Annotated in this window: 9 protein-coding genes and 7 pseudogenes; 9 read left to right on the top strand and 7 right to left on the bottom strand. The window is 68.0% G+C overall.

Going from position 1 to position 14,106, the window contains the following annotated elements:
- Nucleotides 1–101: 101 nt before the first annotated feature.
- Both AC6I72_RS38930 and AC6I72_RS38925 read left to right on the top strand, forming a co-directional pair.
- Nucleotides 102–1,033, top strand: a pseudogene (locus AC6I72_RS38930) (aminoglycoside phosphotransferase family protein).
- Nucleotides 1,034–1,176: 143 nt separating this feature from the next.
- Nucleotides 1,177–2,226, top strand: a complete 1,050-nt coding sequence (locus AC6I72_RS38925; protein ID WP_498006880.1) for an IS701 family transposase — start codon at nucleotides 1,177–1,179, stop codon at nucleotides 2,224–2,226.
- Here the strand turns inward: AC6I72_RS38925 and AC6I72_RS38920 are convergent, their stop codons facing one another.
- On the bottom strand, nucleotides 2,227–3,357 hold the full coding sequence (locus AC6I72_RS38920; RefSeq protein ID WP_498006878.1) for an IS30 family transposase: 1,131 nt from the start codon (nucleotides 3,355–3,357) through the stop codon (nucleotides 2,227–2,229).
- On the opposite strand from AC6I72_RS38920, the gene AC6I72_RS38915 reads away from it, so the two are divergent.
- Complete coding sequence (locus tag AC6I72_RS38915; protein ID WP_498006765.1) at nucleotides 3,260–3,478, top strand: XF1762 family protein; 219 nt, start codon at nucleotides 3,260–3,262, stop codon at nucleotides 3,476–3,478. The two genes, AC6I72_RS38920 and AC6I72_RS38915, sit on opposite strands and share 98 nt — an antisense overlap.
- Nucleotides 3,479–3,592: 114 nt before the next feature.
- Here the strand turns inward: AC6I72_RS38915 and AC6I72_RS38910 are convergent, their stop codons facing one another.
- Nucleotides 3,593–4,228, bottom strand: coding sequence for a hypothetical protein (locus AC6I72_RS38910; RefSeq protein ID WP_498006763.1), 636 nt, complete (start codon nucleotides 4,226–4,228; stop codon nucleotides 3,593–3,595).
- 191 nt (nucleotides 4,229–4,419) lie between these two features.
- On the opposite strand from AC6I72_RS38910, the pseudogene AC6I72_RS38905 reads away from it, so the two are divergent.
- Nucleotides 4,420–5,135 (top strand): annotated as a pseudogene (locus AC6I72_RS38905) (IS630 family transposase); the annotation flags it as partial.
- Between the two features lie 97 nt (nucleotides 5,136–5,232).
- A complete protein-coding gene (locus AC6I72_RS38900; protein WP_498006761.1) occupies nucleotides 5,233–8,277 on the top strand; it encodes a Tn3 family transposase in 3,045 nt (1,014 codons plus the stop codon).
- A gap of 49 nt (nucleotides 8,278–8,326) precedes the next feature.
- Here the strand turns inward: AC6I72_RS38900 and AC6I72_RS38895 are convergent.
- The 4 genes and pseudogenes from AC6I72_RS38895 to AC6I72_RS38880 all read right to left on the bottom strand — a co-directional run.
- A pseudogene (locus AC6I72_RS38895) lies at nucleotides 8,327–9,079 on the bottom strand (MFS transporter); the annotation flags it as partial.
- Nucleotides 9,070–10,023, bottom strand: coding sequence for an IS481 family transposase (locus AC6I72_RS38890; RefSeq protein ID WP_498006759.1), 954 nt, complete (start codon nucleotides 10,021–10,023; stop codon nucleotides 9,070–9,072). The pseudogene AC6I72_RS38895 and the gene AC6I72_RS38890, both read right to left, overlap by 10 nt.
- 106 nt (nucleotides 10,024–10,129) lie before the next feature.
- Nucleotides 10,130–10,738 (bottom strand): annotated as a pseudogene (locus tag AC6I72_RS38885) (MFS transporter); the annotation flags it as partial.
- Nucleotides 10,735–11,400 (bottom strand): ArsR/SmtB family transcription factor, encoded by a 666-nt coding sequence (locus AC6I72_RS38880; RefSeq protein WP_498006757.1) that lies wholly within the window; start codon nucleotides 11,398–11,400, stop codon nucleotides 10,735–10,737. The pseudogene AC6I72_RS38885 and the gene AC6I72_RS38880, both read right to left, overlap by 4 nt.
- Nucleotides 11,401–11,628: 228 nt before the next feature.
- Between AC6I72_RS38880 and AC6I72_RS38875 the strand changes: the two genes are divergently transcribed.
- Nucleotides 11,629–12,318 (top strand): recombinase family protein, encoded by a 690-nt coding sequence (locus tag AC6I72_RS38875; RefSeq protein ID WP_498006755.1) that lies wholly within the window; start codon nucleotides 11,629–11,631, stop codon nucleotides 12,316–12,318.
- Between the two features lie 47 nt (nucleotides 12,319–12,365).
- Here AC6I72_RS38875 and AC6I72_RS38870 read toward each other — a convergent pair.
- Nucleotides 12,366–12,509: pseudogene (locus tag AC6I72_RS38870) on the bottom strand (integrase/recombinase); the annotation flags it as partial.
- Between the two features lie 196 nt (nucleotides 12,510–12,705).
- Between AC6I72_RS38870 and AC6I72_RS38865 the strand changes: the two are divergent.
- The 3 genes and pseudogenes from AC6I72_RS38865 to AC6I72_RS38855 all read left to right on the top strand — a co-directional run.
- Nucleotides 12,706–13,122, top strand: a pseudogene (locus AC6I72_RS38865) (recombinase family protein); the annotation flags it as partial.
- Between the two features lie 29 nt (nucleotides 13,123–13,151).
- Nucleotides 13,152–13,529, top strand: a pseudogene (locus tag AC6I72_RS38860) (transposase); the annotation flags it as partial.
- Between the two features lie 64 nt (nucleotides 13,530–13,593).
- Nucleotides 13,594–13,956: a hypothetical protein gene (locus tag AC6I72_RS38855; protein WP_498006753.1), complete on the top strand. Its 363-nt coding sequence runs from the start codon at nucleotides 13,594–13,596 to the stop codon at nucleotides 13,954–13,956.
- Nucleotides 13,957–14,106: the final 150 nt, after the last annotated feature.

Raw genomic sequence — 14,106 nt, 5'->3', positions numbered from 1 at the left:
CAGCTGTAGATCGTGATCTTCGTAGTGCGGGGTCTGCCGGGCGGCGGGAGCGGTCGCCTTGGGCTTGGTGGCTGTGGTGGGCTGGCGCGTAGGGTGCCGGGATGATCGCGATGCCAGTGGAGTTCGCGCAGAGCACCGTCGACCGCGAGGGGGAAGCCGGGGCGGCGTGGCTCGCCGAGCTGCCCGGGATCGTGGAGGAGTTGCTGGGGCGCTGGGGGTGCGTGCCGGATGGAGAGGTCATGCACGGGGGCGTCGGCGTCGTCGTTCCGGTACGGCGGCGGGCTGGGGAGAGCGCCGTGCTGAAGGTGTCGTTTCCACATCCTGGCAACGTTCATGAGCCAGATGCGTTCGTTGCGTGGGGCGGGTGCGGCGCCGTCCTGTTGCATGAGCGCGACGACGCGTGGTTCGCGATGCTGCTGGAGCGGGTTCAGCCGTCGACCCTGGCGGAGATCGAGGACGGCGACGAGGTGGTGACAGTCGCCGGGCGGCTCAATCGCCGCCTGGCCATCCCTGCACCGCCCGGTCTGCCCCGGCTGCGTGAGCAGGCCGATGCCTGGGAGGAGCAGTTGTGCATGGATGCCGAGGAGCTGCCGCATGCATTGCGCGCCAGGTGCTGGATGCTGCCGTGGCGACCGTTCGGGAGCTGGGTCGGGCCCAGCCGGACACCCTCATCCACGGCGACCTGCATGCCCGGAACATCCTGCGTGCCAGCCGCGAGCCGTGGCTGGCCGTCGACCCCAAGGGGTATGCAGGAGATCCGGCTTACGACGGCGGCACATTGCTGAAGTCCCGCGCGCTGACGCTTCTGGAGGCGGATGACCTGCGCAAGGCTGTCGACCGTGTCTTGGACGTCTTTGCCGAGGCCGCGGAACTCGACCGCGGACGCGTCCAGCGGTGGGCCCAGTTCCATGCTGTCCAGGCTGCGTTCTGGGGTCGCCGTCACGGGTTTCGTATCGTCCGCAGTGGACCTCGGCTGGACTGGCTCACCGAGTTTGCCGACCGCCTGGCGGAGTTGCTCACCGAACGCTCGTAGTGCGTGATGGTGCTGGCCGGGCCCGGTGCGGAGACGGGTGCGGCCACTGTTGATCATCGTGACTTCTGTGGAGTAACGATGAGACGGTGGCCGCAGGTCACAGCATAGATCCCGTCCGTTGGCGGGAGGCGTTCGAGGTGGCCATGGGCCGGATCGCGGGACGGTTCGCCCGGGTCGAGCCACGGCTGCGGGCCGGCCGGTTGGTGCGGGGCCTGCTGTCGGACCTGCCGCGCAAGAACTGCTGGACGATCGCGGAATGGGCCGGGGAGTCCAGCCCGTACGGCATGCAGCATCTGCTGTGTCGAGCCGTCTGGGACGCCGATGGCGTCCGTGATGACGTGCGCGAATACGTCGTCGAGCACCTCTATGACGATGCCGCGGTCCTGGTGGTCGACGAGACCGGCGACGTGAAGAAGGGCACCCACACGGTCGGGGTCCAGCGCCAGTACACCGGAACGGCTGGACGAATCGAGAACTCCCAGGTCGCGGTCTACCTCGTCTACGCCGGGACGCGCGGGCACGCGGCGGTGGACCGCGAGCTGTACATCCCACGCTCCTGGACGTGCAACCCGGACCGCTGCCAAGCAGCCGGCCTCGGCCCGGACACCGCATTCGCGACCAAGCCCGACCTGGCCCGCACGATGATCGAACGGTTCCTGGACGCCGGACACCACGTCGGCTGGGTCACCGGGGACGAGGTCTACGGCGGCAACCCAAGACTTCGTACGGCTCTGGAGGAACGCGGCATCGGCTATGTCCTCGCGGTGGCCTGCTCAGCCGAAGTACCCACCGGCGCAGGCAAGTTCCGCGCCGATATCCTGGCGCGGAAGGTACCGAAGCGGGCCTGGCAGAAGCTCTCGGCCGGACGCGGCGCGAAGGGACAACGGTTCTACGACTGGGCCGTCATCGACCTCGCCGAAGCAGCACCGGGCCACCACCAGCTACTGATCCGCCGCAACCGCACCACCGGTGAACTCGCCTACTACCGTTGCCACTCCACCACGCCGACATCCCTGGCCACCCTGGTCAAGGTCGCAGGTTCCAGATGGCGGGTGGAGGAAACCTTCCAAACTGAGAAGGGGCTGACGCACTCGTCACGGCTGTGTCGCCCAGGCTTGGCCGGGGCCCGAAAACCCCTGCCGCAACGTCCCCCGGCGGTTTCTAGGGGGCGTCGCAACACGTGGTCGTGTTGATCAGGCCGCGAGTAGTTTATGCAGGCGCTCGGCTGGGGTTTCCCAGCCGAGCGTTTTGCGTGGGCGGCGGTTGAGCTGGTCGGCGACGGCGGCCAGGTGTTCGGGGTCGTGGACGGAAAGGTCGGTGCCCTTGGGGAAGTACTGCCGTAGCAGTCCGTTGGTGTTCTCGTTGGAGCCGCGTTGCCAGGGGCTGGCCGGGTCGCAGAAGTAGACCGGGATGTCCGTGGCGACGGTGAAGGCGCCGTGGGCGGCCATCTCGGAGCCCTGGTCCCAGGTCAGAGACCGCACCAGGTGGGAGGGCAGTGTCTGGACTGTTTCCACGAGGGCGACGCGGACGTGTTCGGCGGTGCGGCCCTGGGGCAGGTGCAGGAGCATGACGTAGCGGGTGGCGCGCTCGACGAGGGTGCCGATGGCGGAGGTGCCGTCCTTGCCGATGATGAGGTCGCCCTCCCAGTGGCCGGGAACGGCCCGGTCTTCGGCCTCGGCCGGGCGCTCACTGATCATGACCATCGGGGTGGCGAACCGCGGCTGACGGCAGGCGGCCTGGCGGTGAGGCTTGCGGCCGGTGCGCAGGGCCTTGGCGAGTTCACGGCGCAGCTCTCCACGACCTTGGACATAGAGGGCCTGGTAGATCGTTTCATGGGCCACGTGCATCTCCGGCCGGTCGGGGAACTGGGCCCGCAGAGCCTGGCAGATCTGCTCGGGGCTCCACCGTATGTCCAGGTGACTTGAGTGGGCGGCCTCCTTGATCCAGTGGGGCACCTTCACGCTGGCCGGACACGGCAACAAGGCACTGGTCGTGTTCGTCCTGGTCCCCTTCCTCGCCAACTGGACGCTGTGGGCGGCACTGCTCTCCCCGGCCGCAATCATCCTCGTACGAGTCGTACGGCGCGCGCGGATGCTCGCGCAAACGGACAAGACGGCGCCGCGGCGCGGTCCCCGCCCGGGGCTGTGGGCCGGGCTGCAGCTGTGGGCGGGCTGGAGCCGATGAGCGACCTCGTCCCACTGCACCTGGTACCTGTGCGGCAGCGGGATGCGAAGGCCTTCGTCTCCACCTGGCACCGGCACCACCGGCCGCCCCTTCTGCGTCGGTGCAGCGGACGACGCCGGCGTTCTCCGCGCGGTCGCGATGGTCGGGCGGCCCGTGGCCCGCATGTACGACAACGGACGGACCCTCGAAGTCAGCCGCACCGCCATCGACGGCGTCCGCAACGCCAACTCCCTGGGAGCGGGCTGGCAGATCATTGCGTAGCGGCCACCGCGACGGGGCTGGGGCTGCCCGAGTCGGCCGCGCACGTCGAATGGCAACGATCTGGTGGACCGGACGCTCTGGGAGGCGCTTCCCAGAGCGCAGCTTCCAGGTTCATCACTGGTTTCGACGAGCAGCAAGAAGGCGTTGAAAAAAGGATCGACGTGGTGACGGAGAGCGAAGGGACTGCTCCGGCTCCGGATCTCTTTCCTCCGGCTCCCGAGCTCTCTCCTCCTGCGCGCTGCTTCCTGCGTTCTCCTCTTCCACGCGTTGGTCGCGAAGCGTTTCAAGGAGGCGGACGATCTCGTCAGAACTCAGTCCTTCGACGCCCAGGACTTCCCCGTCTTGACCGAAGGTGACCTTCTTGCCGTTGTTGCGCTCGAAGAACACCTTGAGCACAGCCGCAACTCCGCCGATGCCACCGGCAGCCCCAAGAAGCGTGACTGTCGCCCCGATGAGTGTCGAGTAGTCAGTGGACGCAGGCGCCCTGTACTGGTGCTCCCCGACACCTTCTAGCAAGCCCTCTTGTTCGGCATAGCTCGCTAGTTGATGAGCCAGCTCACGATGTGCGTTGCGGAACGCAACTTCGACGACCATGACGCGTTCGCCGTTTCCGGTCCGCGGCGGAAACTCGCGTAACCATCCGTTTGGATGCCTCCACCTGAACTCAACGTCGACACACACCGGCATCCTGGCCCCAGCGCTCACTCTTCCCCCCTCGCTTCCAAACTGCCTTCCCATGTCGTATCGCATGGTCCACTCCGCGGGCCACTACCGCAGGCAAAAGCAACTCTTCGTCAGCCCTTGTCGCTGGCGACGCAGTGGCGATGGTCTCGGCACTGGTGACCTGTTTCGGCCGGGCCGCATGACGCTACTGAACTTGATTGGGTGATGTCGGGGCCGTTCGCCTGACAGCTGGCCGTCGGAGCCAGTAGCCGTGGGGTGTGAGGTACGCGCAGGGCGGCGGGCTGACCGACGCCGAGAGGACCACGCGGGAGCGATTGCGGCTCCAGGCTGTGGAGCGTTTCGAGGGCGGGCAGAAGAACGCGGAGATTGCCGTTGCCCTGCGGATCAGCGTGCGGTCGGTCGAGCGGTGGCGCCGGGCCTGGCGCGAGAGCGGAGAAGCGGGAGTCCTGTCGAAGGGTTCGCCGGGAAGACCTCGACTCAGTGAAGCCCAGTTTGTCAGGCTGGAGCGGGAGTTGGAGCGTGGTCCACTGGCCCACGGCTGGGCGGATCAGCGGTGGACCCTGGCACGGATCAAGACGCTGATCGGCCGGCTCTTCCACGTCTCCTACACGGTCGAGGGCACCTGGCGGCTGTTGAAGCGGCACGGCTGGAGCTGGCAGCAGCCCACCAGACGCGCGATCGAGCGTGATGACGACGCAGTGGAGGTCTGGATGAAGGAGACCTGGCCGCGGGTAAGAGCATCGCGGCGGAGCGCAACGCCTGGATCGTCTTCGAAGACGAGGCCGGGCAGTCGATGACTCCGCCGCGTGCCAGGACCTGGGGCCGTATCGGCCAGACCCCGGTCGTGAGGGTGAGGGGCCGGGGTTCGGGACGCGTGTCGATGGCGGGTATGGCCTGCTACAAGCCGGGCCGGCGGTCCCGGCTGATCTACGCGATCCGTGAATACCGGGGCCGCAAAGACGAGGCCCTTGGGGAGTATCGGAACGAAATTTAGCGGTAGTGGGGCGATCTTGATTCCGGTTCGGTGACGTGCCCGTTTCGCCTGGTCAGCGGGCTCTACGGTCCTCGGCATGCCTGTTGAGTACCTGTCTGCTGAGCAAGAGGCCCGCTACGGCCTGTTCGCCACGGAGCCGTCGCCCGGCGAGCTGGAACAGTTCTTCCGCCTGGACACCAAGGCCCTGGGGCTGGCGAGGGCTAAGCGCCGTCCGGCCACAAGACTGGGGTGGGCGGTGCAGTGGGGCACGGTGCGGATGCTGGGCACGTTCCTGACCGAGGACCCCACGGCGGTCCCGGCCTCCGTGGTGCGGTTTGTCGCCGAGCAGCTCGGCATCGATGACGAGCACTTCGCCGAGTACGGAACGCGCTCACAGACGGCGTACGAGCACGCGTGGGAGATCCGCGACGAGTACGGCTACCGGGACTTCGCCGCGGGCGAGGCGGAGCTGCGGGAGTTCTTGGCGGCGCGGGTGTGGTCGTCGCTGGAGGGGCCGCGGGCTCTGTTCGACCGGGCGGTGGTGTGGCTGGTGAACAACCGGGTGCTACTGCCCGGGATCACGACGCTGGCCCGGATGGTGGCCGCGGTCCGCCAGGAGGAGAACGATCGGCTGCACGTCACGCTGTACGAGGCGGTGCCGTACGAGCTGCGCACCGAGATGGTCCGGCTGCTGGAGGTGCCGGAGAAGAAGCGGGTGTCGGAGCTGGAGCGGCTGCGGCTGGGCCCAATGCGGGTGTCCGGCAAGGCCATGGAACTGGCCCTGGATCGCGTCCGCGAGGTGCGGGGCCTGGGGGCTGGCGCGGTTGACGTCGGACGGATCCCGGCCGCGCGGATGACCGGACTGGCCCGGTATGGGCTGACCTCGAAGGCGCCGACACTCAAGCGGTTGGAGGTGACCCGGCAGACCGCCACCTTGCTGGCGACCGTGCGGCGTCTGGAGACCGCGACGGTGGACGACGCACTCGATCTGCTGCACGCGCTGATGGCCACCAGGCTGCTGGCGAAGGCAGAGCGGATGGGAAACGACGCCAAGCTCAAGGCTCTGCCGCAGCTACGGAAGGCGGCGAAGAAGGTCGCTGCGGCGGTCGACGTGCTGCTGACCACGCCGCCCGCGACGGAGAGCGGCGAGATGGTCTCCGTGGTGGACGCGTGGTCGGCGATCGAGCAGGTCGTGCCACGCGAGCAGCTGGCCGAGGCGCTCGCCACAATCGCTGCGGTGGTCCCGGACGATGACGGGGACGACGACGCGGAATGGCGGGCCGAGCTGGTCGCCCGCTACGGCACCGTGCGCGGCTTCATCCGCCTCCTGGTTGAGGTCATCGACTTCGGCGCGGTCGAGGCCGGCGCCTCGATTGTGAAAGCGCTCAAGGGACTGCCGGACTTGATCGGCCGCAAGAAGGTCGGTGCCGAGGAAGTCGCCTCCGACCTGGTGACCGGCTCCTGGCGGCGGCTGGTGTTCGCCAACCCGAACCTGCCACACGGCCTGGTCGACAAGGCCGCCTACTCGTTCTGCGTCCTGGAGCACCTGCACCGCTCCCTGCGTCGGCGGGACGTGTTCGCCAAGCACGGCGACCGCTGGGGCGACCCCCGCGCCAAGCTGCTGGCCGGGGAGAAGTGGACGGCCGCCGAGCCGAAGCTGCTCACCGCGCTCGGCCTGGAGAGCGAACCGGCCGGACATCTGGCCGAACTCGCCTCCGCCCTGCACGCCGCGTACGTCCAGGTCGCCGCCGGGCTGCCGGGCAACACCGCGCTGGAGGTCGTGGGCGGGAAGCTGAAGCTGGCCAAGCTCGGCAAGGCCGAGGAGCCCAAGCTCATGCCACCGTTTAGGCAGCTGGTCAACGGCATGCTTCCGAAGGTCGACTTCCCCGAACTGCTGCTGGAGGTCGCCGAGCTGACCGGCATGGCGGACGCGTTCACGCACATCTCCGGCGCCGACTCCCACATGGAGGGCTTCACCACCAGCCTGTGCGCTGTGCTGCTGAGCGAGGCGTGCAACGTCGGGATGACCCCGGTCATCAAGCCGGACGTCACAGCGCTCACCCGGGGCCGCCTGGTCCAGGTCGATCAGGGCTACTTCCGGGCGGAGAACATCTCGGCGGCGAACGGCCTGTTCATCGACGCCCAGGCGAAGATCGACGTCGTACGGGCGTGGGGCGGCGGCCTCGTCGCCTCCGCCGACGGCGTCCGCTTCACGGTCCCCGTGCAGACCCTGTACGCGGGTTCGAATCCCCGGTACTTCGGCCTGCGGTACAAGGGCGCCACCTGGCTGAACGTGGTCAACGACCAGGTGATGGGGCTGGGCGGGGTGGTCGTGCCGGGCACGCTGCGCGACTCTCTGTTCATCCTGGACGCCATTCACGCCCGTGACGGCGGACCGAAGCCGGAGACCGTCATCACGGATACCGCCTCGTATTCCGACATCGTCTTCGGCCTGTTCGCGATCTGCGGCTACCAGTTCTCGCCGAGGATCGCCGACATCTCAGACGCCCGGCTGTGGCGCACGAACACCGCCGCCGACTACGGGCCGCTCCAGCCTGTCTCGAACCACACCATCCGCCTGGACCGGATACGCGCCCACTGGGGCGACATGCTCCGCGTGGCCGGCTCCCTGACCCTCGGCGAGGTCCGGGGCCACGACCTGATCCGCATGCTGTCCCGAGACGGCAAACCGACTGGGCTCGGCGACGCCTTCGCCCACTACGGGCGGATCTTCAAGACCCTGCACCTGCTCCAGTTCGTCTCAGACGAGGGATACCGGCGGATGATCGGCGCCCAGCTCAACGTCACCGAGGCACGCCACCGCCTCGCCCGGAAGATCTTCTTCGGGCAGCGCGGCGAACTGCGCCAGCACTACCGCGAAGGCATGGAGGACCAGCTCGGCGCGCTCGGCTTGGCCCTGAACGCTGTAGTGCTGTTCAACAGCCTTTACATCGACGCCGCCGTCAAGCAGCTGGCCGCCGACGGCTTCCCGGTCACCGACGAGCTGCTCGCCCGGTTGTCCCCTCTTCAGTACGACCACATCAACTTCCTGGGCCGCTATGCCTTCACCCGGCCGCCGGCGCCGGGCCTGCGTCCGCTGCGCAACCCGAATGCCGCCGACGAAAGCCCGGACGACGTCTGAAGCAGCGGGAGGGAGGGGACAGGCAGATGGCTGTCCCCTCCCATGAACGTCATGTCGTGGCAGTCGCGCTGGTCTGTGAAGCGTCTTCCTCAGGTGGCCGCTTCAGGACGCCTCGCCCGCCCGGACGGTCCATCTCGCGCCACTCCGGCCGCAGTCCAGTCAGGTTCGTGGTGAGGAAGTATGCGGCCCCGGAGGCGAGCAGTACCGGCACGAGCCCGACAGCGGCCACCGCTGCCCCAGCGAGCAGGCCGCCGAGAGGGATTCCGGCCCAGGCGAGCGAGTCGCCGAGCGCGTTGACCCGGCCCAGCATCCGGCGCGGCACTCGTTCGAAGAGGATGGCGCCCAGTACCGGGTTAAGGAAGCCCGAGCCGAATCCACTGATGGCGAAGACGGCGAGTACTGCCCCCAACGGTGCATCGAAGGCGAGGATCAGGAATCTCGGGGCCCCGGCCAGGAGGAACCCCGTGAAGAACACCGCCCTGCGTGGCAGCCGGTGGGCGGCCATGGCAGCTATCAGGCTGCCGCCGACCGCCGCGGCTCCCATCACGCTGCCCGTCAGGCCGATTGCGGTTGGTCCGTTGCCGGACTCTTTGGCCCAGACGGGCATGAGCACCGTGGCGAACGCTGCGTCCAGCAGATTGGTGATCCCCACCATGACGATGACGGTGAGCAGCAATGGCTCGCTGCGCAGGAAGGTGAAGCCCTCGCCGAACCGTCGCCAGTAGCCCGATCCCGTCTCACCAGTTTGCGGAGAGGCTTCTTCTACTGCGTGCCCCATGCCGCGAGGCAGCGCTAGTTGTATTGCCCTGAGAGGTTGGGGACGCGGCTGGCGGGTGGTTGGCCCTTGAGCGCGGTGTGTCCGCGGTGGTGATTGTAGGTGTGCAGCCACTGCGGGAACGCTTCGCGGCGCTCGGCTTCTGACCGGTAGGGGCGGGCGTAGGCCCACTCGTCCAGCAGGGTGCGGTTGAAGCGTTCGACCTTGCCGTTGGTCTGCGGGCGGTAGGGCCGGGTGCGCTTGTGGGCGATGCCGGCGGCTGCGAGGGTGTCGCGCCAGTCGCGGGAGCGATAGCAGGCGCCGTTGTCGGTCAGTACGCGCTCGACGGTGATCCCGGCCCGGCTGTAGAAGGCGTGGGCCCGCTGCCAGAAGGCGGTGGCGGTCTCCTTCTTCTCGTCGCCGAGGATCTCGCTGTAGGCGAGGCGGGAGTGGTCGTCGACGGCGGTGTGCAGGTAGCTGTAGCCGGCGTTCGAGCGGTTCTTGCGGCCCGCTTGCCGGCCCAGGGTCTTGTGGCCGCCGCCGTCGGGGATGTTGCCGAGCTTCTTGATGTCGACGTGCACCAGCTCGCCGGGCTTGGCGCGTTCGTAGCGGCGGATGACCCGGCCGGTGGCCCGGTCCAGGTGCGTGAGCCGGGCCAGGCCGAATCGGGTCAGTACGCGGTGCACGGTCGAGGGCACCAGGTGCAGCAGGCCCGCGATGCGGGCCGGGCCCCAGCGGCGCAGGAGACGGACCTTGATGATCCGGCGTTCGGTGCGGGTCGGGGTGCGGCGCGGGCTGGTGTGCGGGCGGGAGGAGCGGTCGCGCATGCCCGCCTCGCCGAACGCCCGGTAGCGGTCGGCCCAGCGCTGGGCTGTGGTCGGCGAGACCTGGAAGCGCTCGGCGGCCCGGCGCAGCGGCCAGCCGTCCACGACCACGCACCGGGCCAGGCGCAGCCGGCCGGTCTCGGTCAGGGGTGCATTACGGTGGGGCACGAGGGCCTTTCTGTCAGGTGTAGACGTCGCAATCCACACCGAACCGGAAGGCCCTCACCTGTTCAAGATCCCTCAGCCGAGACCTGGCTCACCCGTCCACAACCTCCCGAGACAGAACAGCTAGTGCGATGATCACCGAGCCGAGAGCAAAGCAGCCTGCGTTGACGACGAGCCCTGTCAGGGGACTCAGCAGCGCCACCAGGGAGCCGCCGGCTGCCGGGCCTACGGTGCTTGCGAGCCGCTCGGTCACGCCGGACAGCCCGGTTGCCCGTTCCAGTGGCACCCTGCCACGCTCAGCGGCTTCCGGGACCATGACCTCTTTGGCCAGGTCGCCGGGGCCGCGGACGGCGCCGATCATCGCGACCAGGGCCAGCAGGAGGGGGAAGGACAGGAGGTGCAGGGCGTGGAGCAGGGGAACCGCCGCGGCGGCGGTTGCGCTGGCCAGATCCGTGGTCCAGGACACGACGCGTGGCCCGATCCGGTCCACCAGTGGCCCGGTGAACGCCTTGACCACCACGTAGGGGGTCATCTCGCAGAAGGCAACCAGGCCGGTCTGGGTGGCGCTGCCTGTTGTGACGAGAACGAACCAGGGCAGTGCGACGGCCGAGATCCGGGTGCCGGTGAGCGACACGGCCATGGCCGCCAGCACCCCGCCCAGCGGGCGTAAGGACCGCTTGCCAGGTATGCCATCAGGGTCCGGGGCATTCTCCGTCACGGCGTTTCCGTTCCTGTCGCTTCCTGAGGACCGGAAGGGATGGCTGACGGTGAGGGAGCATCCAACTCGGGCAGGAGGTGCGTAACCACGGCGACCCGCTCGGCCCCCTCGGGGGCACTCGCCGCCGCCTCCGGCGTATCGCTCCGGTAACGGGCGATGACGTCCCTCAGCTCCTGGCGCAAGGCGACGGCCTCGTCGGGCGTGAGCCGCAGGGCCCAGTCGCTCATGTCGAAGGTGTCCCGCCACGCACGGGGCATCGTCTGCAGTTCGTTCACCATCCGCTGAGTGCGCAGGTTGTAGGTGGCAGCGACAGACTGCAGGTACGCCAGTGCGGCCTCGGGCTCCCGATCAGCCAAGTCCCGGTCGTTGAACTCCGTCATCCGATGCACCGAACGCCACCAGCGCTCCCGTGCGTTGCCGCGCTCTGCGTCCTCCTCTACGAAACCGGCAGCGCCGAGCTGGCGCAGGTGGTAGCTGGCCGTCCCGGAGTTGACGCCCAGCCGTTCCGCGAGGCGAGTGGCCGTGGACGGGCCGTACTTCCGCAGCAGCCCGACCAACTGCACACGCACCGGGTGCGCCAAGGCGCGCAACCCCTTGGCGTCCAGAACAACCGCGTCCGCTTCGACTTGCGGGACATCCGGTCCCGCGCTGGTGTCAGTCATGTCGCGCACTCTAGACCGCAAAGAGTTCTTCGCAAAGGGTTCTTCGCGAAGAACTCTTTGCGTTTCGGCCACTTGTGGGCCCCTGCTCATCTATCGACCGATTGATGAGCAAGATCGGTAAGCTGCGATGAGCGGCCGGATCGGCACCGGATCATGCCCATAAAACGGTGTCAGAAAGTCGATGTGCTCAAGAACTTGAGGAGCACCGTTTTCTGTACGATCTGGCAGGTGCAGCCACCCCAGGACGACGACACCGCCGATCTCCTCGCCCCCGTTCCGGCCGTACGGACCGGCAGCCTGGTGGGATACGCACGCGTGTCCACCAAAGGACAGCTGCTCGACCGGCAGATCCACGCGCTCACCGAAGCCGGGTGCATCCGGATCTTCGCCGACAAGAAGTCCGGCAAGAACGCCGAACGCGAGGAGCTGTGGAAGGCCCTCGACTACCTCCGCGAGGGCGACACCCTCGTGGTCCCGTCACTGGACCGACTCGGCCGCTCCATCCAGGACCTCATCGCGATCGTGTCCGGCCTGCGCAAGCGCGGCATCGGCTTCACCTCGCTGCACGAAGCACTCGACACGACCACGCCCGGCGGGCGCCTGGTCTTCCATGTCTTCGCGGCCTTGGCGGAGTTCATCCGCGAACTCATCGTCCAGGGCACCAACGAGGGCCTGGACGCAGCCCGCGCCCGAGGTGCCCGCCTCGGCCGCCCGCCGGCCTTGACCGACGAACAGGTACGTCACGCCCGCGACCTGCTCGCCCGCCCGGAGAACACCGTCACCTCGATCGCGAAGCTGCTCGGCGTCTCCCGCAACACCATCTACAACTACCTGCCCGAACTGAAGGGCGGCCGTCTCGCACTCGCCGAGTCGACCAACACGGCAGAACTGCCCCGACCCTCCAGGTCAGCGGACTGATCATCGCCGTTTGCGGCTGGTGACAGCGTTCTTACCGGCACCCCGATCTCGCCGAGGCGTTCGGCGGTCTTGCCGATCCCGGTGCTGTAGCTGCGGAGGGTGTTCGGGTTATCGAGCGAGTCGAGGAACACGTCCGCCGCGGCCCGTACGGTCAGCGCCTTCCCGGCGGGCAGTCGTACGACGGCGGGCACCGATTCCCCCTTGCCACAGATAACAGGGTCGCTTCGTGTACGGCCCCGCAGACATCGCCGCAGGCCGCGATCGGCGATAGCACGGATAATAGGGCGTTATCTGCGGGAAGACTTCAGACGGGTCCGTCCGCCGACGCTCCGTCAGCCGCCCACCTGGGCCGACTGATCCTTAGCGCCGGTTTTCGTTCGGATGTTCCTCAACCCCCTCATCGCCATCGTCTCCGGCCTACGAAAGCGCGGCATCGGCTTCACCTCGCTCCACGAGGCGCTCGACACCACCACCCCGGGTGGACGTCTGATCTTCCACGTGTTCGCAGCACTCGCGGAGTTCATCCGCGAACTCATCGTCCAGGGCACCAACGAGGGCCTGGACGCAGCCCGCGCCCGTGGCACCCGCCTCGGCCGCCCGCCAGCCATGACCGAGGAACAGATCCGTCACGCCCGGGACCTACTCACCCGCCCCGAGAACACCGTCATCTCGATCGCCAGGCTGCTTGGCGTCTCCCGCAACACGATCTACAAGTATGTACCCGAACTGAAAGGCGGCCGGGCCGCGCTCGGCGAGCCGGACAGAACGCCAGCTCTGCCCCGCCCCGCACAGTCGGCAGAGTGATGGACGGCTACCGCTAAATTCCGTTCCTGTACTCCCCAAGGGCCGACGAGCCGAAGGGCTTCGGCTGGCGGGACTTCCGCGACCTGATCGTCCGCGCCCGCATCCAGCTCTGCGGACCGATCGTGCTGGTCTGGGACAACGTCCGCCTGCACCTGACGGTCGGCATGCGCGCGTTCATCGACGCGAACGCCGAGTGGCTCACCGTGTTCCAGCTGCCCACTTATGCCCCGGACCTCAACCCGACCGAGGGCGTCTGGTCGCTGGTCAAGCGCGACATCGGCAACCTCGCCGCGGCCGACCTCGGTCAGATCACCCGCGCCGTGAAGCGCAAACTGAAGATGCTGCAGTACCGACCGGAGGTCATCGACGGCTGCCTCGCAGGCACGGACCTGGCCCTGGACCTGTGAGCGTCGGGTCGGCGGACCCGAAATTGGTCGAAGCCCAAAGCTGCTGGTCAGCTACGGTGGCGGCATGACTGCCAGCCTGCCCGAGGATATAGCCGACGTGCTTGACCTCGTCCTGAACCCGGACGAGCCCGTTCACGTCGCCCTCCGACGACAGGTGCCCCAACTCAGGGTGCAATCGCGCTGTAATTGCGGGTGCGGCACTGCCTACTTCGAACTCGACGCCGATGCGGTGGAACCCGCACCAACAGGCCCTGGCACCATCGTGGCTGCCGACCTACAGTTGGTCACCGAAACCGGCGAGTGCCCCGGCGAAGTTCTGGTCTTCGCGCAAGGCGGCTATCTCTCATCGCTGGAGGTCTGCTCTTGGAGCGATGACGTCGAGGTGAATCTCGCCGCGGCGCGGCGCTGGCTACAGCCACCGTCCTGAACCCGAGCCAGCGGTCTCGGACCCTGACGCCGCCACCACGAGCCGCCCGACATCACGAGTTCAAGTTCAGTAGCGCCGGAACTCGAACCGCCACGCCCCTCGTCAACGACCCGCGCGAAGAACCCGTACGCATCCGTCACGGGGCCGTAC

This window comes from Streptomyces sp. Xyl84 (genome assembly GCF_059731885.1).
The sequence above is the reverse complement of the archived record's forward strand: the minus strand, read 5'-3'. Positions and strand labels throughout refer to the sequence as shown.